This is a genomic window from Nonomuraea sp. NPDC050153, assembly GCF_044460125.1.
Lineage (GTDB): Bacteria > Actinomycetota > Actinomycetes > Streptosporangiales > Streptosporangiaceae > Nonomuraea.
Genome location: NZ_JBITJQ010000012.1, coordinates 50,991 through 71,404 on the forward strand (window position 1 = coordinate 50,991; position 20,414 = coordinate 71,404).

Genomic DNA, 20,414 nt, shown 5'->3' on the forward strand with positions numbered 1-20,414 from the left:
GCAAAAGCTTGCAACTTGAACTAAGGTAAGCCTGACCTAAGGCTTGGGAGGGGTGTGGCAGCATGAACGGCATCGCCGATCCCACGCGGCCGTTCTGGCTCGGCCTGCCTTACTGGCTGGTGGGCGCCATCCTGATCCTCGCCCTGTTCGGCGCGTTCCAGGTCTACTACTGGGTCGGGCGCAAACTCGGCGAGAGGCTCTACGACTCGCGCTTCGCCGCCCGGGTGGGGCGCGAGCGCATCGCGAAGATCGAGCACGTCGTCGAGAGATGGGGCGCGCTGGCCGTCTACGGCTGCTTCTGGGTGCCCATGCTCCGGCACACGCTGCCCTGGGTGGCGGGGGCGCTGCGGGTGTCCTACCCCTGGTACGTGGTCGCGAGCGCGCTGGGCTGCCTGACCTGGGCGCCGATCTGGTGGTTCGGCATCTCGGCGCTCGTGTGGGGCTGGCTGGCACTGGCCGCGCAGTCACCCGTCACCGCGGGGGTCGTGGCCGTGCTCGCCGTCGCGGCGGCGGCCTGGCTGACGGTGCGGCGCAGGAGGCGGCGGCGCGCCGCCGCGTCAGAGCAGGCCCTGGTCTCCTAGGGTCTGGCCGGTCCGGTCGTCGATGACGGCCTCGGGAGCGTTCCTGCGCACCGTCTCGATGCCGTTCACGCAGGCGACCTTGTTCGGATAGCCCTCGCCGACCGCGAGTGTCTGCCCGTTGCCCGCCACGAGCGCGAAACGGAATCCGCCCTGCCCGTCCTCGCTGATGATGAACCTGCCCGCCACAGCCGCTCCCCTCGAATCTGGCATTGATTTACCCCCATCTGATCGAGCTTTATGGCGTAGTTCGGCAAACGGACCCTTGATCTCCTGCCAACATGATTGCCATGCGTATTGGGGGTTTCATTGGCTCCGCCGCACTCGCGGTGGTTGTGGGGGTCGCCTCCCCTGCCGCGGCGGCGGACGCGCCGGAGGTCGCGGCGAAGTCGGCGTACGTGGTCGACTCGGCGGGAACGATCCACTTCGGCAAGCGCGAGACGCGCCGGGTGCCCGTGGCGAGCCTGGTCAAGGTCATGACGGCGTACGTCGTGCTGCGCGAGGCCAGGCTGAGCGACACGATCACGATCACGGCGACCGACGTCAAGCACGCGACCAGCAACGGCGCGACCACGGCGGCGCTGAAGAAGGGCGAGCGGCTCACGGTCAGGGACCTGCTGTACGGTCTCATGCTGCCGTCGGGGGCCGACGCGGCCAACGCCCTGGCGCGGCGCTACGGCCCGGGCAAGACGGCGTTCGTCGCCAAGATGAACCGCACCGCCCACGCCCTCGGGCTCTCCGACACCCGCTACACCAACCCCGACGGCCTGCCCACCCCCGGGAACGGCGGCTACTCGACGGCCGTCGACCAGGTCAAGCTGGCCGAGCGGGCGCTGGACAACGGCGCCTTCGCGGCCGTGGCGGGCACGAAGGTGCACAAGGTGGCCAAGTCCTCGCTGCACCGGGCGCACACCTGGCGCAACTCCAACAAGCTGCTCTCGCGGGCCAACGGCGTGCTCGGGGTGAAGACCGGCTACACGCGTGCCGCCGGCTACTGCCTGCTCTTCGCCGGTGAGCGGGGCGGCAAGCGCGTAGTCGGCGTGCTGCTCGGAGACCAGAACGAGCGCCGCTTCGACACGGCCGAGCGGCTACTGGACTACGCGGGCGAGCAGATCGCCGGCGGTTAGGAGCTCGCGGGTGGGCGGGGGCCGCCCGCAGCCACACCCCTCCACGCCCGTTGGCGGCGGCCCGCGGAGGCGGCACCCCGCCCTGCGCACCCGTGCCATACGCGGCGGCCTGCGCCGACTCACGTCCTGAGCCGTTCGTGGGGGGTCTCACCCGAAGGTGATCCGGCCGCTGCCGGGGAGCGTGCTCATGCCCCGCGTGGCGCAGCCGAGGATGGCCGTGGTCGGCGAGAGGCCACCGTGGACGCGCTCCCCCTTGAGCGTCCCGGCGGTGATGGCGCCGGTGAGCAGGGCGTCGGCCGGGTGCTGGGTGGCGAGCCGGTCGGCCTTGATGCGCAGCCGCGAGGTGCCGACAGGGCGGCCGTCGCGGCCGAACCACGTGATGACGGCGCCCCCGCGCACCTGGCGGGCGCTGGTGCACGACGCCTCCGCGGTGGCCTTGACGGCGACCCAGCCGGAGCGCAGGGCCGCGGCCGAACCGTCGGGCGAGGCGCAGCCGGTGAGCTGGAGGTTCCCCCGGGCGGCGACGCGCCGCGGCGTCAGGCCGACCTGCGGCGTGAAAGCCAGCCGGCGCTCGGACGGCGTGGCGACGGCGCAGGTCAAGGCCGGGTCCGGGAGACTCTCAGAGGCCGAGGTCGCGATCGCGATGATCCAGTCCAGGTACATGCGCCTTCCCCGTTGGCTGCTGTACGTAATCGACCTCTCACATTGTGCTCCATCACGCGGTACGGCAGGCCGGGTCCAGCCGATCCGCGGTCCACCTGAGCGAGTGCGCCACCCGTACGCGCACCTTGATCCGCGCGCGGTGCGGCTGCCGGGGCGCGCCCGGCAGGGCTTCACCCAACGCTAACCTAGCGATGACTCAATGTTTAGCGGTGCTAGAAGTCGAGAAGTCCGCCTGTCGCCGGAAAACGGTTACCGAGAGGGGACGACGTAGGTAAGGTTGCCCGCACACCTCTCCAGCAAGGACAGCTCCATGGCGGAATTCATCGAGGTCCGAGCGACGATCGAGGGCCATGAGAGGGCGGCCGCCCTGGCGCACGGCATCCTCAGCACGGGCCTGGCGGCCTCGATCGACATCGCCGAAGTGCCGTCCGCGCGCCAAGGGACGACCGTCTGGGAGCTCACGCTCATCACGACGGACCAGCAGGTCCACACGCTCGAACGGCACATCAGGGACAGCGACGGCGGCTGCTCCATCGCCCGCCGGCCGGTCACGAACGACGCCGACGGCTACCCCGACTGGCTCTGACCCCGACAACGGGTCAGGCGGAGCAGCGGCGTCACCGAGGGGGCCGAGGGGAGATCCCCGACCGCCGCCAGGAGGGCGTCCACCTGGTCCGGCGGCAGCGCCCGGCCCGCGTTCGCGCGGAACTTGACCGCCAGCTCATCCCGCGTCAACGGGTGCTCCGGCCCGCCCCGCGAGGAGTCCACGCGGTGTTCCAGCGTCGAGCCGTCGCGCAACTGGACCCGCATCACCGCCGCGAACGCACGCGGGAAGATCTCCGACGCCCGCTCGTCGGTCACGCAGCGCACCCGTCGCGCCAGCTCCAGCCGCTCCGGTGACAGGGCGGCGAAGTCGTCCAGCGAGAGCCCGAGCCCGCCACCGCCGTGCAGCGCCGCCGCCACCGTGTAGGGGCCGGAGAACTTCGCGTGGTACGGCGACCTGGGAGCGGTCTTCTCCTCCCGGGGCTCCGCGATCGTGCGCAGCACCGGGGCGGGCACCCCCAGCTCGATGTCCTCGACGTCCTCCGGGGACAGGCCGCCGGCCCGCAGCGCCAGGGCGCAGTCGATGGCCGGGTGGGTGAAATGGTTCGTCGGGTAGGGCTTGTAGACCGTGCGCAGGAGCTCCCACCGGTCACCCAGGTCCGACAGCAGCGCCGCCTCGTCGTAGCGGCCGTCGAGCCACGCCTGGAAGAAGCCGAACCGCCCCTCCAGCACGGTCGGCGGCCCGGTCACGCCCTCCAGGGCGAGCACCGCGGCCGAGACGCCCGCATGCGCGGCCCAGCCGCAGTGGACCCGCTTGATCGTCCCGCCGGTGCGGTTGGCCTCGATCACGCCCGCGCCCATGCTGGCCGCCACGCCGACCGCGTGCGCGATGCCGTCCGCCGTCAGGTCGAACAGGAGCCCGGCCGCGACCGCGGCGCCCAGCGTGCCGCAGATGGAGGTCGCGTGCTGACCCTTCTCGAAGAAGAGCGAGTTGCGCGCCTCGGGCAGGTAGGAGGCCATGCCGAGGCGGTTGCACACCTCGACGCCCGCCGCGATCGCCGCGGCCAGCGCGGCGCCGCTCGCCCCTGTCGCCTCGGCGGCGGCCAGCGCGGCGGGCACCACGGCGGCGCTCGGGTGCAGCACCGACGGCAGGTGCGTGTCGTCGTAGTCGAGAGCGTGCGCCAGGGTGCCGTTGGCCAGCGCCGCCGCCGGCGCGGGGAGCCGGTCGCCGCTGCCGATCGCGCTCGCCTCCTCGACGCCGCCCCACCGGCGTACGGCGCGCAGCACGGCAGGCCCCGCGTCGCCGTCCGGCTCGGCGTAGGCGGCCAGGCAGTTGCCCAGCACGTCGAGCAGCCGTCCGGTCACATCGTCGCGCACCCGGTCGGGAACGCCCTTGTCACGGCAGGCGGCGGCGAACTCGGCCAGCCGCTGGACATGGGTTGTCATGGTCTCTCTCAGGTCGGTCGATGGTCAGTCGGTGGTCAGTCGATGACGGCGAGCGGACGGACGGGGGCGCCGGTGGCGCCGACGACCGGCAGCGGGTTCAGCACCAGCAGGAACTCGCGTGCCCCTGAATCCAGCAGCTCGGACAGCCGCATGGTCTCCACGATGTTGATGCCGGACTCCACCAGCATGATCCGGTGCACGGGCAGCGTGGCGTGCCCGCGACCTGGCGCGATGTGCTCGAAGGCGATGGTCTCGCCGCCCACCACGCGCGGGCGGCGCTCGGCCAGCCAGCGCCCCGCCTCGGCGCCCGGCCCGGGGACGCCGGCCCGCTGCCCGACGAACTCCTCCGCGGACGACCAGAGCCGCGACCAGCCGGTGCCTATGAGCACGGCGTCGCCGGGGCGGATCTCCAGGTCGCCGGCGGCCCGCGACAGGTCGTCGGGGGTGATCTCGTAGCCGGCCGGCAGCGTCTCCAGGCCGTGCACGGCGGCCACGTCGAGCAGCACGCACCGGCCCACGTACGGCTCGAAGGTGTCGATGCCCAGCGCGCCGAACCCCTCGTGCGACATCACCTCGGACGCGGGCCGGCCGCCGTACAGGAGCCCCTCCTGCGAGACGTGCGCGAGCGCGTCCACGTGCGTGCCGACGTGGCCGCCCGTGACGATGATCTCGTTGGCGGCCGAACCGCCGTCAGGTCTGACCATGTCGCCGTGCCTGCGCTCCAGCGCCATCCGGAACGGGGGGTGGTTGGGTGACTGCGGCATGCCTTTGCGCATCGGCTGCGCGAGATCCAGGACACGCGTCCCTTCCAGTGCCTTCCACAAGGACATCTCGGACGGCTCTCCTTTGTTCCGATCATGAAAACGGCGTCTCGACAGTACACAAGACGGACAAAACCGCCCCGATCAGCCCACCCGATCCGCGGATCGCATCAGTTCATGGCAGGCGATGGCCGCGGCGGCCACCACGTTGAGCGAGTCGACGCCCGCGGCCATCGCCGCCGCGCTCATCGGGATGCACACCGCCTGATCGGCCTCGTGCAGCCAGTGGGACGAGAGACCGTCGCCCTCGGAGCCGAGCAGCAGCGCGACCCGGCCGGCCGGTTCGACGGCGTCCAGGGGCGTGGCCGTCTGGTCCGGGGTCAGGGCCAGGGTCTGGAAACCCGCCTCCCGCAGCCGCGCCAGCCCGCCGAACCAGTCGTCCATCCGCGCGTACGGGATCGAGAACACCGCGCCCATCGACACCTTCACGGCCCGCCGGTAGAGCGGGTCCGCGCACCGGGGCGACAGCAGGACCCCGTCCACCCCCAGGGCGGCGGCGCTGCGGAAGATGGCGCCGATGTTGGAGTGGTCGACCAGGTCCTCCAGCACGAGCAGCCGCCGGGCGCCGCCCTTCAGCAGGGTGTCGACGGCGGGGAGCGGGAGGCGTTCCATCGAGGCGAGGGCGCCGCGGTGCACCTGGAAGCCCGCGATGCCCGACATGATCTCGTCGCTCGCCACGAAGACGGTCGCGTCGCCCAGGACGTCCTCGAGGGAGGCCAGCCAGCGGGGCGTCGTCAGGACCGAGCGGATCGGGTAGCCGGTGCCGATGGCCCGCCTGATCACCTTCGCCCCCTCGGCCAGGAACAGGCCGCGCGACGCCTCCAGGCTCTTGCGCAGCTCCATGTCGCGAAGCCGGGTGTAGTCGGACAGGCGGGGGTCGTCGGCGTCGGTTACGTACTCAAGCACCTTCCGATACTGCCATGCGCCGCCTGACCTGCCAGACCGCCGCGTAGCAGGCGAGGACCAGGCACAGGCCGATCACCGTGCCGGCGCCCGTCTTGGTGATCACGCTGGGCAGGCCGAGCCACGGGACGGGCTCGTCCACGAGGGGCCAGAGGAACGCTCCAGCGACCGTGCCGACCGAGCACAGCGCCATGACGGCCACGCGCACGCGCGGGGTGATCCGCAGGCGTTCCGGTACGGGGGCCGCGGGCATCCGGGACAGGCCGCGCCAGGCCCACCACACGACGACGGCCAGGCCGATCACGGACGAGACGTACTGCAGCAGCCGGAAGAGCCTGATCACGCCCATGATCGAGATCGCCAGCCAGCCGCCCCACTCCGCCGGGCCGGTGGAGTGGGTGAAGGAGTCCCACAGGACGTGGGTGCCCGAACCGATCACGCCCCCGACGGCCATGGGGAGCAGGCGGAGCCGGGCGGGCGCCAGGAGCGCGGCGCGACCGGCCAGCGAGGGCGGGAGCAGCGAGATCAGCGGGTCCCGCAGGACGGCGTGGAAGAACGGCAGCAGCACCAGCACGGCGGCCAGGTCGATGGTGACGACGCCGAGCCAGGAGTGCCAGTTGCCGTAGTCGGGCAGGAACGGCAGGAAGATCGGCAGGTCGGGCACCATCGCCCCCAACGCCAACGCCCACGGGTCGGCGAACCTGCGTACGCGCTGTGACGACATGAGCGGCACCACCGCGGCCATGTGACTGGGCGTGAACGGCAACCGGCCCTCCCTCGGCGATCCGGGCAACCTTCGCGACCTGGTGATCACCGCTCATTATGCGGGCAAGCTTGACCATTCTTTGCCCGGACGAAACTACGCTACTGTCGGTAATGGGTACGGTACGTATCGCTGTCGACGGCCGGATAGCCGGGAGTGCGGAGGGTCATGGTGCCTGACCAGCGGATTCATGAGCGTCCGGCCGCGTCAGCCGATTGGCTGCGAGCAGCCCGCGCCGCCCGGTCGCTCTCCGTGGCCACGCTGGCCTGGCTGAGCGTGGAAAGCACGCTCGGCCTGGCCGCCGGCCTGTCCGCCCACTCGCTGGCGTTGATCGGATGGGGGCTGTCGGCGTTCGTGGAGGCGGCGGCCAGCCTGATCGTGGTGTGGCGGTTCACCGGCGCCCGCACGCTCTCGCCGAGCGCCGAGAACACCGCCAGGAAGGCGGTGGCGGTCAGCTTCTGGCTGCTCGCGCCCTACCTCATCCTGCACGTGGCACACGACCTGGACGCGGGGCACCGGGCCACGCCGAGCGTGCTGGGAATCGTGGTGACGACATTCAGCCTGGTCAGCATGCCGGCGCTGGGCATCGCCAAGCGGCGGCTCGGCGCGCGCCTGGCGTCCGAGGCCACCTCGGGCGAGGGGACGCAGAACCTCATCTGCGCGGCCATGGCGGCGGGGGTGCTGGCGAGCCTGTGGCTCAACACGCTGGGGTGGTGGTGGGTCGATCCGGCCGTGGCGGTGGCGCTGGCGGCGGTCGCCGTACGGGAGGGCCACCGGGCATGGCACGGCCGCCACTGCTGCCACTAGGACCCTGATCCGTCGATCATGCGAATCTCTCATAAACCGTCACGCACGCGGCCAACACCCAGCACAAAGCGTAATCACCGCACCAAAAGGGCTGTTTTCCCACACTCACCACACCGAGTATCGTTCCCGGAGTATTGCGGAGCATCTCCCGCTAGGGTCTCCGGAAGGTCTCAAGCACACCTAAGAGGACATCGTGGGGCGACACCGCACAGACGAGCTTGACGGCGGATACAGAGCGCACGAACCCCCGGCCCGCAGACGGTCGAACGGTCGTGGCAGGGTTCTCGTACCGCTGGCCGGTGCCGTGGCGCTGGCCGTGCTCCTCGGTGTCGCCGCTTTCGTGATCTTCAACCGCGACCACGACTGCTCGGGCGGCAAGCTGGCGTTGCGGGTCGTCGCGACACCCGACATCCAGCCCGCGCTGAACAAGATCGCGGGCAACTACAACAAGGCCATGCACTCGATCGACAGCAAGTGCGTCGAGGTGACGGTGGCCAAGGAGGCCGCGGCCAGGACCGCGAACGCGGTGGCGGCCGGCAAGGCCAAGGCCGACTTCTGGGTGGCGGACTCCAGCCTCCTCATGGAGAGCATGCGCAGCTCCCCGGCCGGCCAGGCGCTGCCGCAGATCGAGGGGTCGATCGCGACCTCGCCCGTGGTGCTGGCGACGGCCAAGTCGTCCGCGTCGAAGCTGAGCGGCGCCCTCCAGCCGAGCTGGGCCGCCATGATCTCCGCGGCGAACGTGGCCAACGTGGACGGGCCGGGCAAGAAGGTCCGCGTCCTCGCCCTCGACCCGCAGAAGAACTCCGCCGGGCTGGCCGCGCTGCTGGCCGCCGCCGGCACCGCGAAGGAGAACGGCCTGGACAAGGCGCTGGTGGGCGCGTTGAAGGAGCTGTCGGGCCAGCTCGCCTCCGACCCCACGGCGCTACTGGCCAGCCTCACCGTGAAGTCCGGCAGCAGGGTGCCCATCGGCGTCACCTCCGAGCAGGCCATCTACGCCCACAACGCGAAGAAGCCGGAAGCGCCGGTGGTCGCGCTCTATCCCAAGGAAGGCACGCTCAACCTCGACTACCCGGTCACGGTCCTCACCAAGGACCCGGCGGTGCTCAAGGCGGCGGCGGACTTCAAGCAGGACCTCGCCACGGAGTCGGCCAAGAAGGCCCTGCGCGACGCGGGCTTCCGCAGCACGGACGGCAAGGCGGGCGACGCGCTGGCCAAGGACAAGGGGTTCAAGCCGGAGACGCCGACCGCGCTGGAGCCGCCGGACGGCGCCACCGTGGCCAGGATGGTGCAGACCTGGTCCAGGCTGAACCTCGGCAGCCGCCTGCTCACGCTGCTCGACGTCTCGGGCACGATGGCGCTGCCGGTCCCCGGCACGGGCATGACCCGCATGCAGGCCATCAACAAGATCGCCACCGAGGGACTGGGGCTCTTCCCAGCCGACTCCGAGCTGGGCCTGTGGACGTTCTCCACGCATCTGGACGGACAGGACAAGGACTGGAAGGAGCTCGTCTCCCTGGGGCCGGTCAGCGAGTCGGTCAACGGCACGCTCCGCAAGGACATGCTGGCCAAGGCGTTCGGCTCGATCCAGGCCAAGGCCACGGGCGACACCGGGCTGAACGACACGATCAAGGCCGCGTACTCGCAGCTGACGAAGACGTACCAGGAAGACAAGATCAACACGCTGCTGGTCCTCACGGACGGCGCCGGCAACGACGACCCGGACGGCGGCGTCAAGAACGCCGAGATCCTGCAGTTCCTGAAGAAGACGTACAACCCGAAGCGGCCCATCAGCATCCTGCTCATCGCCTTCGGCCCGGAGGCCGAGAAGGGCAAGCAGCAGATGGACGCCCTGGCCAAGGCCGCGGGCGGCGAGGCGTACATCGCCAAGAACGTCCTGCAGGTGCGCGACTTCTTCCTCCAGGGCATGGAACGCCGCCTCTGCATGCCGGGCTGCGACGGCTGAGAGGCAGCCCAGGTGCACCCCTATTCCCGATGGGCATAAGGGGCGAACCTGCTGGATTGCGGACGCGTCCTCTCCGCGTGGGGCTTGAGTGCCCGTTCTACCCGCGGGGAGGGGATCCGTGCCTGGATGGCCGTCCGTCGATCGCGCCGAGGATCAGGAGCTGGTCGAGGCTCTGCGGCGCGCGGACACCGACGCTCCCGCCAAGCTGTACGACTGCTACGGCGAGCGGCTGCACGACTATGCCGCCTCGTTCGCCCAGGACCTGGCCGCCGACGCCGTGCATGACGCCCTGGTCATCGCGCAGGGGTGCGTGCACCGGCTGAGGGAGCCGGCCAGGATGCGCGCCTGGCTGTACGCGCTGACCAGGTTCCAGACGCGGGCCAGGATGGCGCACCGGACCCCGGTGGACGGCCTGCCGCTGCCGGAGATCGAGGCGCAGGACGACCCCGAGCTGACCGACCTCGTCCACGAGACGCTGGGCGAGCTGAGCAGGAACGAGCGCGAGATCCTTGAGCTGTCGCTGCGCCACGGCCTGACCCCGACCGAGGTCGGCGCGGTGCTCGGGCTGACCTCGCGGCAGGCGGCCGGCAGGCTCGCCAGGGCCCGCGACCACCTGGAGAACGCCGCCGCGGCCGTGGTGCTGGCCAGGACGGGACGGGCGCACTGCCCCGACCTGTCGGCGATGGTCGACTCGTGGGAAGGGCCGCTCACCCCGCTGCTGCGGCGGAGGCTGTCGGGACACATCAGCGGGTGCGAGGTGTGCACCGAGGGGCGGCACCGGCAGGTCTCGGCCGCCCGGCTCCTCGACCTGGTCCCGGTCGCGTACCCGCCCATCTCGCTGCGCCGCCGGGTGATCGACACGTGCGTCAACCCCGAGCGCGACCAGACCCGCGCCCTGATCACCGATCGCGGTGACAGCTTCGACCGGACCGGGTTCCCCGCGGCCGTCGAGCACCGCTCGCGGCGGCGCAGGCCGCGCCGCCTGGCGCCGGTGCTGCTGGCGGGCGCGTGCGTGCTGGCCGCGACGGGGGCCATGGTCGTGATCAACGGCCGCGACGTCTCGACCGGCACTCCCCTGCGCTCGGCGCCCTCCCCCACAGCCCCCACCCTCTCGCTCGGCCCGGACGAGGAGAGCCCGACGCCCGACCCCGTGCCGGAGGACGACGAGCTCACGCCGACGCCCACCCCCACCCCGAGCCGCACTCCCAGCACCCGGGCCACGCCGGCCGAGCGGCCGAGCGCCCGGCACGCCGCCGGGCCGACGCCCACCCGCCGCAGGCCCGTGCCCGGCGCCCGCCTCCGCACGTCCTGCCCGAAGGCGATCGACGGCGCGGCCAAGATCGGCCTCGGCGCCCGCAACGCCGCGGTCTCGTGGGTGGCGACCGCCTCGCAGGGGCTGGACGTGTTCCCCGCGAGCGGGTCGATCAAGGCGGGCGGGTCGGTGGCGATCTGGGTCACGATCACCGACCCGAGCGCCGCCGGCCGCGGGCGGGTCGCGTTCACCTCGAACGGCGGGAGCGCCAGCTGCTCGCTCTCCTGGGACGGCGACGAGCCCGAGACGTCCGATCCGACGGACGACCCGACAACCTCCAGCGAACCCACTCCGTCACCCTCCGTAACCGTATCAGCCGAGAATACGGAGACCCTGGACGGGTAAAACGGACACCAAGCCGGAGTAGATCAACTTTTCTTGCTAGCAAACCCGGATAAATCGGACCCTGGCTCGAAGAACCTCGGTCACATAGGGCATTCTGGAGTGCCTGGGGGCCAGGTCCGGGCCGGCGTCGCTTGACCGTGTGTTTAACATCACACGAGAAATCTCCGCCTGTCGGTAAACCGGGATGCGTCCCCAAGCGTCGGCATTGACGTGTCCTGGCGCAGATTGGTCCCATGAACTGCGATCAATCGTGCTTTAACCAGCAGAAGCAGGAGAGAAAAGGGAGATGCTCAAGCACCGGAGAGCGCTGACCTGGTTGGTGGCGCTCGCCTGCATAGCGGGAGCGGTCGTCGCTCTGTTCGACATACAGACGCCACTGCGCCCGTTCTTGATCTCTCTGTTCCTTCTGGTCGTCCCAGGGGCGGCAGTGGTGGGACTGTTGCGTGATCGTGACCCCCTTGCCGCACTATCAGTAGGAGCAGCGGCAAGCCTCGTGCTGAACGTACTCCTCGCCCAGGCCATGCTGCTCTTCGGCGCGTGGTCGCCGCGGGCGGGCGTCGCGACGGTCGCCGTGCTCGGAGGGTTCATGTACGTGCTTCGCATGTTGTACCGGGGGAAGAGCATGCAGACCCAACAGGGGGCCAGGTGAACATCCAGGTAGTTCGGCCCAGAGAGCTCGGAGACTCCGAACGGGCGCGATGGCGGGAGCTGCAGAAGGCCGACCCGAGTCTGGACAACCCATTCCTCTCCGTCGAGTTCGCCGTGGCGATGGACCGTTTGCGTGATTACGTGAGGGTGGCGGTCATCTCCGACGAGAGCGGCATCGTGGGGTTCTTCCCGTACGAGCGGCACAGCTTCGGCATCGGCAAGCCGCTCGGCGGCTTCCTGACCACGTGCCACGGCCTGATCTCGGCCCCCGGCCTGAAGCTCGACGCCAAGGCGTTGCTGCGGGCCTGCAAGCTCAGCGTGTTCGACTTCGACCACCTGGTGGCGGGGCAGCCCACGTTCGCCCCGTACGAGCAGGACGTCCGGCCCGCGCCGGTCATGGACTTCACCGCCGGGTTCGACGCCTGGATCGAGCAGGTCAAGTCCAACTCCCCGAAGAACCTCAAGACCGTCCGCTACAAGGAGCGCAAGCTCGGCAGGGAGCAGGGCGAGCTGCGCTTCGAGTGGGCCTCGGCCGACCCCGAGGTGCTCCGCACGCTCCTGGCCTGGAAATCGGACCAGTATCGAAGAACTGGCCGCGTGGACAGGTTCGCCCAGCCGTGGATCGTCGAATTGACGGACATGATGCATGCCGAAAAGTCATCGGACTTCGCGGGCGTCCTGACCATGCTCTATGCCGGGGACGTACCAGTAGCCGGACATTTCGGCCTCCGGACGGCAACCACGCTTGTAGGGTGGTTCCCCGCCTACGACACCGAGTTCGCCCGATACTCGCCGGGCATCGTCCATCACCTGCAGATGGCCGAGGCCGCCGCGAAGGACGGCCTGCACACGGTGGACATGGGCAAGGGCGGCAAGGAGTACAAAGACTGGCTGAAGAGCGGGGTCCTGTACGTTGCCGAAGGCCGCATCTCGCGACCGTCCGCCGCGGCGGCCGTTCACTGGATGGGCCGAACTCCTTTCAACAAAGCCCGAACAATTGTCATGGACAGGCCGTCTCTTTATAGGGCGGCCGACCGTGTCCTCAAGGGCTTCGGTCGGGTGCGCACCTCGATGCAGCAGCAGGAGTCACCCAATGGAGTAGCGAAAGAACCAACAGGAGCGCGCTGAGCTCTCCCAAGTCCCGGCAGACACCCTCACAGCACAGGACCCTTCAATGCACCGTTCACCGGCTTCGCCATTCCCGCAGCACCCGGGAGTGGCCGCGACCGGACCGCAGCAGGGCGGGGTCCCGGAAGGATTTCCCTCGCCATGAGTCCCGAGATAGCCAAGCACAACGGCAAGCTGCAAGCCTCGCCCTTGCGGTCGATGCCGCCCCCTTCGAGCTTCACGCCCGTCACGCCGCACCTGGCCATTTCACCGACGGTCAGCGTGGTCGTACCGGCGATGAACGAGGCCGAGAACCTGCCCCACGTCTTCGCCACGATCCCGCAGTGGGTGGACGAGATCGTGCTCGTGGACGGCAACTCCGTCGACGACACGGTCGCCGTGGCCAAGCGGCTGCGGCCCAACGTCAAGATCGTCACGCAGACCGGCAAGGGCAAGGGTGACGCCCTGTCCGCCGGCTTCGCCGCGTGCACCAGCGACATCATCGTGATGATCGACGCCGACGGCTCCACCGACGGCCGCGAGATCATCAACTTCGTGGGCGCTCTGGTGACGGGCGCCGACTTCGTCAAGGGCTCGCGCTACGCCTCCGGCGGCGGCAGCGACGACCTGACGCTGAACCGCCGGCTGGGCAACAAGGTCCTCACCGGCATGGTCAACGTCATGTACAACACCAAGTACACCGACCTGTGCTACGGCTACAACGCCTTCTGGGCCCGTCACCTCGACGCGCTCAACCTCGACTGCGACGGCTTCGAGGTGGAGACGCTGATGAACGTGCGCGCGGCCAAGGCCGGGTTGAAGGTGCACGAGGTGCCCAGCCACGAGCGCAACCGCATTCACGGCGAGAGCAACCTGCACGCCGTACGAGATGGCTTCCGCGTGCTCAGGACCATCCTGAGGGAGTGGCGTCGCCAGCCCGCTCCCGTTCAGCCCGAGCCGACCGCCACTCCCGCCGCTGACCGAGGCGTCGCTTAAGAAGGAACGCTGTGAACACGTCTGTTGTCATCTGCGTCTACACCGAAGAGCGGTGGGAGGACATCAGGCAGGCAATCGAGTCGGTCGAGAACCAGACCCGCCCGGCACACGAGCTGATCCTGGTGGTCGACCACAACACCGACCTGCACCTCAAGCTCAAGCGCACGTATCCGCAGGCCATTGTGGTGGAGAACACGCATGAGAAAGGGCTGTCGGGAGGCAAGAACACCGGAGTGGCCACAGCCGGCGGTGAGATTGTCGCGTTCCTCGACGACGACGCGGTCGCCGACGCCGGATGGCTGGAGGCTTTGGAGGAGGGCTTCCAGGAATCCGGTGTGGTGGGCGTCGGGGGTCGCACGGATCCGCTGTGGGCGTCCGAGCGGCGCCCGCGGTGGTTCCCGTACGAGTTCGACTGGACGGTCGGCTGCACGTACCGCGGCATGCCCGAGGTGCGCGCGCCGATCCGCAACGTCATGGGCGGCAACGCCGCGTTCCTGCGCGACGTCGTGTCCGAGGTGGGCGGGTTCCACAGCGGCATCGGGCGCAGCGTGCAGGGGCGCAAGTCGCGTCCGCTGGGGTGCGAGGAGACGGAGTTCTGCATCCGGCTGAGCCAGCGCAAGCCCGGCTCGGTCATGCTGTTCGAGCCGCGTGCCGTGATCGGGCACAAGGTGTCGAAGCAGCGTGAGCGGTTCGCCTACTTCAGATCCAGGTGCTACGCGGAGGGCCTGTCGAAGGCCCTGGTGACGAAGGAGGTCGGCACCCAGGACGGGCTGGCCAGCGAGCGGGCCCACGCGCTCAAGACGCTCCCGCTCGGCGCGCTGCGCGGGGTCGGCGAGGCCGTCCGCGGCGACGTGGGCGGGCTCGGCCGGGCCGCCGCGATCGTGATCGGGCTGGCCTGGACGACCTGGGGTTACGTGGTGGGCTCCGTACGGCTGAAGGCGGCACGATCATGACCCGCATCCCGATCCTGATGTACCACTCGGTCACGGACACGCCCAACGACGAGACCAAGCCGCACTCCGTGCGGCCCTCGGACCTGGCCGAGCAGCTCGCGTACCTGTCGGAGAGCGGCTTCACCCCGCTCACCCTGGGCGACCTCGTGGCCTCCCTCAACCAGAACAACGGCCGCTCGATGCCGGACAAGCCGATCGTGGTGACCTTCGACGACGGCTACGCCGACTTCCACAGCCAGGCCCTGCCCCTCCTTGAGCGCCACAACTTCCCGGCCACGGTCTTCCTGACCAGCGGCTGGGTGGCCGACGCGGGCAAGGAGGCGGCGGGCCGGCCGCTGGACGACATGCTGTCCTGGGGCCAGGCCCGCGAGATCGCCCAGACCGGCATCGAGATCGGCGGCCACAGCCACAGCCACCCGCAGCTCGACCAGCTCCGCATCGAGGACCTGCGGCAGGAGCTGCGCAGGAACAAGGGCCTGCTGGAGGAGAAGATCGGCGCGCCGGTCGCCACCATGGCCTACCCCTACGGCTACTCCAGCGCCCGCGTCCGCCGCGAAGTCCGCAAGGCCGGCTATTTCGCCGCCTGCGCCGTGAGCAACACGATCGCCGCCGACCGGCACGACATGCTCGCCATCCCCCGGCTGACGGTCGGCAAGCACACGACCATCAGCATGTTCAAGCGCGCCGTCGAAGGCAACGCCGTGCCTCTCATCTACCTGCGCGAACGCATCCTCACCAAGGGGTACGCGGTCGTGCGCAGGACGAGGTACGGGCTGCAGCGGGTGCGCGGAAATGTCTAGGGTCTGGGGGAAGATCCTCCACGACCTCCGTAACCCGCTGTTCCGCCAGGGCTACGCGCTCATGGCGAACACCGTGGTCACCGGCGTGCTCGGCATGGGCTACTGGCTGCTGGCCGCCCGTCTCTACTCCCCGGAGGAGTTCGGCCGCGGGCAGGCGGTGATCACGGCGATGCGGCTGTTCGCGTCGCTGACCGCGCTGGGGTTCGTGGGCGCGCTGGCCCGCTTCCTGCCGGTCGCCGGTCGCCGCACCCCCGAGCTGGCCCTGCGCGGGTACGGCCTGGCCGCCGCCACGGGCGGGGTCGCGGCGCTCGGCTTCCTGCTGACGCTGCCGATGTGGGGCAAGACGTACTCGGTGCTGAGCGGCTTCTGGCCCGGGTTGTTCTTCCTGGCGTCCGTGCTGGTGTGGGCCGTCTTCACGCTCCAGGACGTGGTGCTGACCGGGCTGCGGCGGGCCACCTACGTGCCCGTGAACAACCTGATCTTCGGCATCGTCAAGATGGGGCTGCTGGTCGCGCTGGCCGGGGCGCTGCCCTCGGGCGGGATCTTCGTCTCGTGGGTCATCCCGACCGCCCTCGCGCTGATCCCCGTCAACTGGCTGATCTTCGCCATCGTGGTGCCCAGACACGTGGAGAAGAGCGACGCCTCGCAGGAGCCTCCTCGGCTGCGCGAAATTGGAAGGTTCCTAGCTGGGGATTTCCCCGGGACGCTGTCCATCCTGGCCATCATCTACCTGGTGCCCGTGGTGGTCGCCACGCAGGTGGGCGAGGCCACGTTCGGCCGCTTCTCGATGGCGCACACGCTCGCGAGCATGATCGAGCTGCTGGCCATGAACATGGCGGTCTCGCTGACCGTCGAGGGCTCTTTCGACCGTGCCAAACTGGCCGAGAACTGCCGGCGGGCGCTGCGGCGGGCCTTCATGATCGTCACCCCGATCATCGCGGTGGCGATCCTGGCGGCGCCGCTGATCCTGACCGTCTTCGGCTCGGCCTTCGCGGCCGAGGGCACGACGCTGCTGCGGCTGATGTCGCTGGCCGTGCTGCCGAGGGTGCTGATCGAGGTCTACCTGAGCGCGCTGCGGGCGCAGAGCCGGGCCCGTACGCTGGCCACCGTGCAGATCGGGCTGGCCGTGCTCGTGCTGGTGTCCACCGTCGTGCTCTTCCCGTACGCCGGCGTGAACGCGGTGGGGTACGGGTTGCTCTTCAGCGAGCTTCTCGTGGCAGTTTTGATCTTCGGGAATCTACGTAAAATTCTCAAGGTCGGCGAAACCCGTACGCCGGTTGTCACCCAGGGGTCCTCCGGGGCCGCATGATGGTCAACGTGAAGCAACGGGACGGCGATGGCATTGCAAACTCCTCGGAGGTGCGCGGGGACGTGCGCGGGGACAAGGAGGAGTCAGACGTGCCCTTCGATCCGGAAGCCACCGGGGTCATCCCGAAGCTGACGCTCGACACCGTTACCGCCGAGGGCCCGTCCTCGGCGGACGCCGAGCCGGACGCGGACACGACGACGGTGGTCCGGCTGCCCGCCGCCTTGCACATCGGGCGCCCGCCCACGGTGGAGGAGGCCGCCGACCCGGACGCGACGGGCCCTGACGCGACGGGCCCTGACGCGACGGGCCCTGACGCGACGGGCACGGTGACCACGCCCGTGCAGGAGGCTGTCGCGCCGCCGACCGATTCCGCCGACGCCTCCGACACCAAACCCGGCCTTCGCCCCCAGGCACCCAGCGGCCCGCAACCGGCCCGGCCGCAACCGGCGAGCGGCCCACAGCCGGCCGGACCCCAGCCTGCGAGCGGGCCGCAGCCCGTCCGGTCCCAGCCTGCGAGCGGCCCGCAGTCCGCCCGGCCGCAACCGGTGAGCGGACCGCAGCCCGTCCAGCCGCAACCGCCCAGCGGGCCGCAGCGCGTCGATGGCGCGCGGGCCGACGGCGATGGGTCGGGGGGTGCCTCCGCATCCAGCGCTGCCACGGCCGCCACGCCTGCCACGGCCACGGCTGCCACGGCCAAGGGCGCCACGCCGACGAAGGGCGCCGCGCCGACGGCGCCCCCCGGTGAAGCCCCCGCCAAGGGGCCGGACGCCAAGCCGGCGGGCAAGGAGCCGTCCGGTGGTGCGTCGCCCGCCAAGCGGCCCGTCACCGAGACCTCCGCTGCCGGGACCGTGCCCGTGCCCATAGTCCGGCCCGCCTCAGCCCCCGCCTCGCCGCCCGCCTCAGCGCCTGCCTCACCGGCCGCCAGTGGGCCCGCCGGTGGGACCGCCGCTCAAGGGGCGGCCGCGGCGCCCGTGGAGGCGCCGCGGCAGGCGTCGCCCATGCCCGCCGTAGCGCCGCCGACGGCGCCCCTGCCGGGCGCCGCGCCCCAGGGAGCCACGAAGCAGGCCACGCCCCCGCAGGCGGCTCCCCAGGCCGCTCCCGGCAAGCCGCGCACCCTCGGCGGGCGCATCGGCGCGCTGGTCGCCAGCGCACCCAAGTGGCTGCCCGTGCTGCTGGTCCTTGAGGGCCTGGTCATGTACATCCTGGCCCTCAAGGTCGCCCCGGGCCCCCTGCGCGGCGTCGACCCGAAGAACATCGACGGCCTGGGCCTGATCTCGGCGCTCCCGACGACGGCGTTCATCGCCATCCTCATCATGCTCGTGTCGTTCTTCGTCACGGTCGCCCAGAGCACCGACCGCAAGTTCCTCCTGCTGTTCCAGATCGCCGCCATCACCTTCGCCCTGCACGGCGCGGGTGCCCTGGTGGCCACGGCGCCGCGCTTCCCCACCGCGTACATCCACGCCGGTTTCGTGGAGTTCATCGCCAGGACCGGCGAGTCGGCCATCAGCATCGACGCCCGCATGGGCTGGCCAGGCTTCTTCGCGCTGTTCGCCTTCGTGACGAAGGCCGCCGGGATCACCGACCTGACGCCGATCCTGCAGTGGACGCCACTCGTCTCGAACCTGCTCTATCTGCTCCCGTTCGTGCTGATCCTGCGCCAGGTCGTGGCGACCACGCGGGCGCGGTGGTTCGCGGCGCTGCTGTTCGTGCTGGTGCAGTGGATCGGGCAGGACTACTTCTCGCCGCAGGGCTTCACGTTCGCCTTGTATCTGGCGTTCATAGCGATCCTGCTCAGATGGTTCGGACGGGTCGAGCAGCGGACGAAGCCGATCCCGCCCAAGGGTCTGCGCAAGCTGCTGGCCAAGCTGGACTCGATGACCCCGGGCGAGCTGGCCAACACCGGCACGTACCGGGCCGACAAGCTGCTCATGCTGATGATGCTGCTGGCGCTCTTCTTCGCGGCGGTGGCCTCGCACCAGATCACCCCGTTCATGATGCTCGGGGTCGTGACGGCGTTCCTGATCTTCAAGCGGACGTCGCTGACCTGGGCGCTGCCGTTCTTCCTCGGCCTCGTCGTGCTGGCCTGGATCAGCTACATGACGGTGGGCTTCTGGTCCAGCCAGATCGGCGCCATCTTCGGCGGCTTCGGCCGGATCCTGCAGAACATCGGCAACAGCACCGGCGACCGCATCGAGGGCAGCGACCCGGCGCACGCGCTGGTGCTGCAGGCCCGGCTCGGCATCCTCGTGGTGATCCTCAGCCTGGCGGCCACGGGACTGTTCAGGCGGTTCCGGCGCGGGGTGTTCGACCGGTCGGCGCTGATCCTGCTCTGCGTGCCGGTGCTGGCGCTGGGGCTGCAGAGCTACGGCGGCGAGATCGGGCTGCGCATCTACATGTTCGCGCTGCCCGGGGCCTGCCTGCTGGCCGCGTACGCGTTCTTCCCCAACCTGCCGGCCGACAGCGCGGACGTGCGCGAGGAGACCGTGCCGCTGCGCAGGCGGAACGTGCGCTTCAACCCGCAGCTCACCAAGAAGCTCTCGGTCGTGCTCGCGGCGTGCTTCGCGGTGCTGTTCGCGTTCGCCTTCCTGCTGGCCAGGTACGGCAACGAGAAGTTCGAGCGGGTCACCACGGGCGAGGTGGCCGCGCTGCACTACGTCTACCAGCACGACAAGCCGAGCGCCAAGGTGCTCTACCTGGTGCCCAAGACGGGGCCGGAGGTCACGCCGACCCTGCCGTGGGGCGAGAAGGACGTCGAGCTGGTCAACTTCGGCGTGCAGGCCCTCGTGCACAAGGATCCGACGCAGGTCGCGGACGCGATCGCGGCGCTCAAGGAGCAGCCGCGCAACTCGTACCTGATCGTGAGCCGCGGGCAGGTGAGCTACCTGCAGCTCAACGAGGGCTTCCCGGACGACTGGGGGGCGAAGTTCCGCGCGGCGCTGGACGCCTCGCCGGACCTGAAACGGGTGTTCTCGAACGAGGACGCGGCCCTCTACACCTGGAAGAAGTTCGTCCGGGGCACCGAGATCCCCGAACCGCAGCCCTACAAGGGACGCGGCGACCCCACCACCCCGTGGACGCCCGTGGGTGTCGGCGCGCTGGCCGTGACATGGGTCTCACTGTTCGCATACGAGGTCATCCGCCTCAACGGCCCCAACCGGGCGCGTAAGGCCAGGAAGCGCCTGCTCTTCCTGGCAGTGCCCGCTTTCGCGGTCGCGCTGGCAGTGATCATCGAACGATTCATCTACATCGCACAAAATAACTAAATTCACAGGAAACACTCAGCTAGTGCGGGATGATGTTCTCCGTATGAGGACTCAGGAGAAACTCCCC

At 70.1% G+C, this 20,414-nt stretch carries 20 protein-coding genes; 13 read left to right on the forward strand and 7 right to left on the reverse strand.

Going from position 1 to position 20,414, the window contains the following annotated elements:
- Positions 1-62 precede the first annotated feature (62 nt).
- Positions 63-581 (forward strand): DedA family protein, encoded by a 519-nt coding sequence (locus ACIBQ1_RS28035; protein ID WP_397282092.1) that lies wholly within the window; start codon positions 63-65, stop codon positions 579-581.
- Here ACIBQ1_RS28035 and ACIBQ1_RS28040 read toward each other — a convergent pair.
- On the reverse strand, positions 558-767 hold the full coding sequence (locus ACIBQ1_RS28040; protein WP_397282094.1) for a YegP family protein: 210 nt from the start codon (positions 765-767) through the stop codon (positions 558-560). The two genes, ACIBQ1_RS28035 and ACIBQ1_RS28040, sit on opposite strands and share 24 nt — an antisense overlap.
- Before the next feature lie 101 nt (positions 768-868).
- Here ACIBQ1_RS28040 and ACIBQ1_RS28045 point away from each other — a divergent pair, with 101 nt between their 5' ends.
- The gene (locus tag ACIBQ1_RS28045) at positions 869-1,705 is read left to right on the forward strand and encodes a D-alanyl-D-alanine carboxypeptidase family protein (protein ID WP_397282096.1); all 837 of its coding nucleotides are present in this window, start codon (positions 869-871) and stop codon (positions 1,703-1,705) included.
- A 147-nt stretch (positions 1,706-1,852) separates the two neighbouring features.
- Here the strand turns inward: ACIBQ1_RS28045 and ACIBQ1_RS28050 are convergent, their stop codons facing one another.
- Together ACIBQ1_RS28050 and ACIBQ1_RS28055 are read right to left on the reverse strand one after the other, a co-directional pair.
- Positions 1,853-2,368, reverse strand: a complete 516-nt coding sequence (locus ACIBQ1_RS28050) for a hypothetical protein (protein WP_397282097.1) — start codon at positions 2,366-2,368, stop codon at positions 1,853-1,855.
- Positions 2,369-2,420: 52 nt separating this feature from the next.
- Complete coding sequence (locus ACIBQ1_RS28055; RefSeq protein ID WP_397282099.1) at positions 2,421-2,546, reverse strand: hypothetical protein; 126 nt, start codon at positions 2,544-2,546, stop codon at positions 2,421-2,423.
- 132 nt (positions 2,547-2,678) lie between these two features.
- Between ACIBQ1_RS28055 and ACIBQ1_RS28060 the strand changes: the two genes are divergently transcribed.
- Positions 2,679-2,954: a hypothetical protein gene (locus ACIBQ1_RS28060; RefSeq protein ID WP_397282101.1), complete on the forward strand. Its 276-nt coding sequence runs from the start codon at positions 2,679-2,681 to the stop codon at positions 2,952-2,954.
- Here ACIBQ1_RS28060 and ACIBQ1_RS28065 read toward each other — a convergent pair.
- From ACIBQ1_RS28065 to ACIBQ1_RS28080, 4 genes are all read right to left on the reverse strand, one after another.
- On the reverse strand, positions 2,936-4,357 hold the full coding sequence (locus tag ACIBQ1_RS28065) for an MmgE/PrpD family protein (protein ID WP_397282103.1): 1,422 nt from the start codon (positions 4,355-4,357) through the stop codon (positions 2,936-2,938). The two genes, ACIBQ1_RS28060 and ACIBQ1_RS28065, sit on opposite strands and share 19 nt — an antisense overlap.
- 35 nt (positions 4,358-4,392) lie before the next feature.
- Positions 4,393-5,187, reverse strand: a complete 795-nt coding sequence (locus ACIBQ1_RS28070) for a cyclase family protein (RefSeq protein WP_397282105.1) — start codon at positions 5,185-5,187, stop codon at positions 4,393-4,395.
- 75 nt (positions 5,188-5,262) lie between these two features.
- Positions 5,263-6,084: a TrmH family RNA methyltransferase gene (locus tag ACIBQ1_RS28075; RefSeq protein ID WP_397282107.1), complete on the reverse strand. Its 822-nt coding sequence runs from the start codon at positions 6,082-6,084 to the stop codon at positions 5,263-5,265.
- Positions 6,077-6,847: a DUF4184 family protein gene (locus tag ACIBQ1_RS28080; RefSeq protein WP_397282109.1), complete on the reverse strand. Its 771-nt coding sequence runs from the start codon at positions 6,845-6,847 to the stop codon at positions 6,077-6,079. Before ACIBQ1_RS28080 ends, ACIBQ1_RS28075 begins: the two co-directional genes overlap by 8 nt.
- Positions 6,848-7,012: 165 nt before the next feature.
- Between ACIBQ1_RS28080 and ACIBQ1_RS28085 the strand changes: the two genes are divergently transcribed.
- From ACIBQ1_RS28085 to ACIBQ1_RS28130, 10 genes are all read left to right on the forward strand, one after another.
- Positions 7,013-7,651, forward strand: a complete 639-nt coding sequence (locus tag ACIBQ1_RS28085) for a hypothetical protein (protein WP_397282111.1) — start codon at positions 7,013-7,015, stop codon at positions 7,649-7,651.
- A gap of 304 nt (positions 7,652-7,955) precedes the next feature.
- Positions 7,956-9,614, forward strand: coding sequence for a substrate-binding domain-containing protein (locus ACIBQ1_RS28090; protein WP_397282113.1), 1,659 nt, complete (start codon positions 7,956-7,958; stop codon positions 9,612-9,614).
- Positions 9,615-9,732: 118 nt separating this feature from the next.
- Positions 9,733-11,271: an RNA polymerase sigma factor gene (locus ACIBQ1_RS28095; protein WP_397282115.1), complete on the forward strand. Its 1,539-nt coding sequence runs from the start codon at positions 9,733-9,735 to the stop codon at positions 11,269-11,271.
- A gap of 493 nt (positions 11,272-11,764) precedes the next feature.
- The gene (locus ACIBQ1_RS28100; protein WP_397282117.1) at positions 11,765-11,920 is read left to right on the forward strand and encodes a hypothetical protein; all 156 of its coding nucleotides are present in this window, start codon (positions 11,765-11,767) and stop codon (positions 11,918-11,920) included.
- Positions 11,917-13,047, forward strand: a complete 1,131-nt coding sequence (locus ACIBQ1_RS28105; RefSeq protein ID WP_397282119.1) for a GNAT family N-acetyltransferase — start codon at positions 11,917-11,919, stop codon at positions 13,045-13,047. The genes ACIBQ1_RS28100 and ACIBQ1_RS28105 overlap by 4 nt, the downstream gene beginning before the upstream one ends.
- A gap of 141 nt (positions 13,048-13,188) precedes the next feature.
- Positions 13,189-14,022, forward strand: a complete 834-nt coding sequence (locus ACIBQ1_RS28110; protein ID WP_355389112.1) for a glycosyltransferase family 2 protein — start codon at positions 13,189-13,191, stop codon at positions 14,020-14,022.
- An 11-nt stretch (positions 14,023-14,033) separates the two neighbouring features.
- The gene (locus ACIBQ1_RS28115; RefSeq protein WP_397282121.1) at positions 14,034-14,975 is read left to right on the forward strand and encodes a glycosyltransferase family 2 protein; all 942 of its coding nucleotides are present in this window, start codon (positions 14,034-14,036) and stop codon (positions 14,973-14,975) included.
- Positions 14,972-15,775 (forward strand): polysaccharide deacetylase family protein, encoded by an 804-nt coding sequence (locus tag ACIBQ1_RS28120; RefSeq protein WP_397282123.1) that lies wholly within the window; start codon positions 14,972-14,974, stop codon positions 15,773-15,775. The genes ACIBQ1_RS28115 and ACIBQ1_RS28120 overlap by 4 nt, the downstream gene beginning before the upstream one ends.
- Entirely contained in the window at positions 15,768-17,084 is a 1,317-nt protein-coding gene (locus ACIBQ1_RS28125; protein ID WP_397282125.1) for a lipopolysaccharide biosynthesis protein, read from the forward strand. The genes ACIBQ1_RS28120 and ACIBQ1_RS28125 overlap by 8 nt, the downstream gene beginning before the upstream one ends.
- Positions 17,085-17,092: 8 nt before the next feature.
- Positions 17,093-20,347 carry a hypothetical protein gene (locus ACIBQ1_RS28130; RefSeq protein WP_397282127.1) on the forward strand — a complete coding sequence of 1,085 codons (3,255 nt, stop codon included), beginning with the start codon at positions 17,093-17,095 and terminating at the stop codon, positions 20,345-20,347.
- Positions 20,348-20,414: the final 67 nt, after the last annotated feature.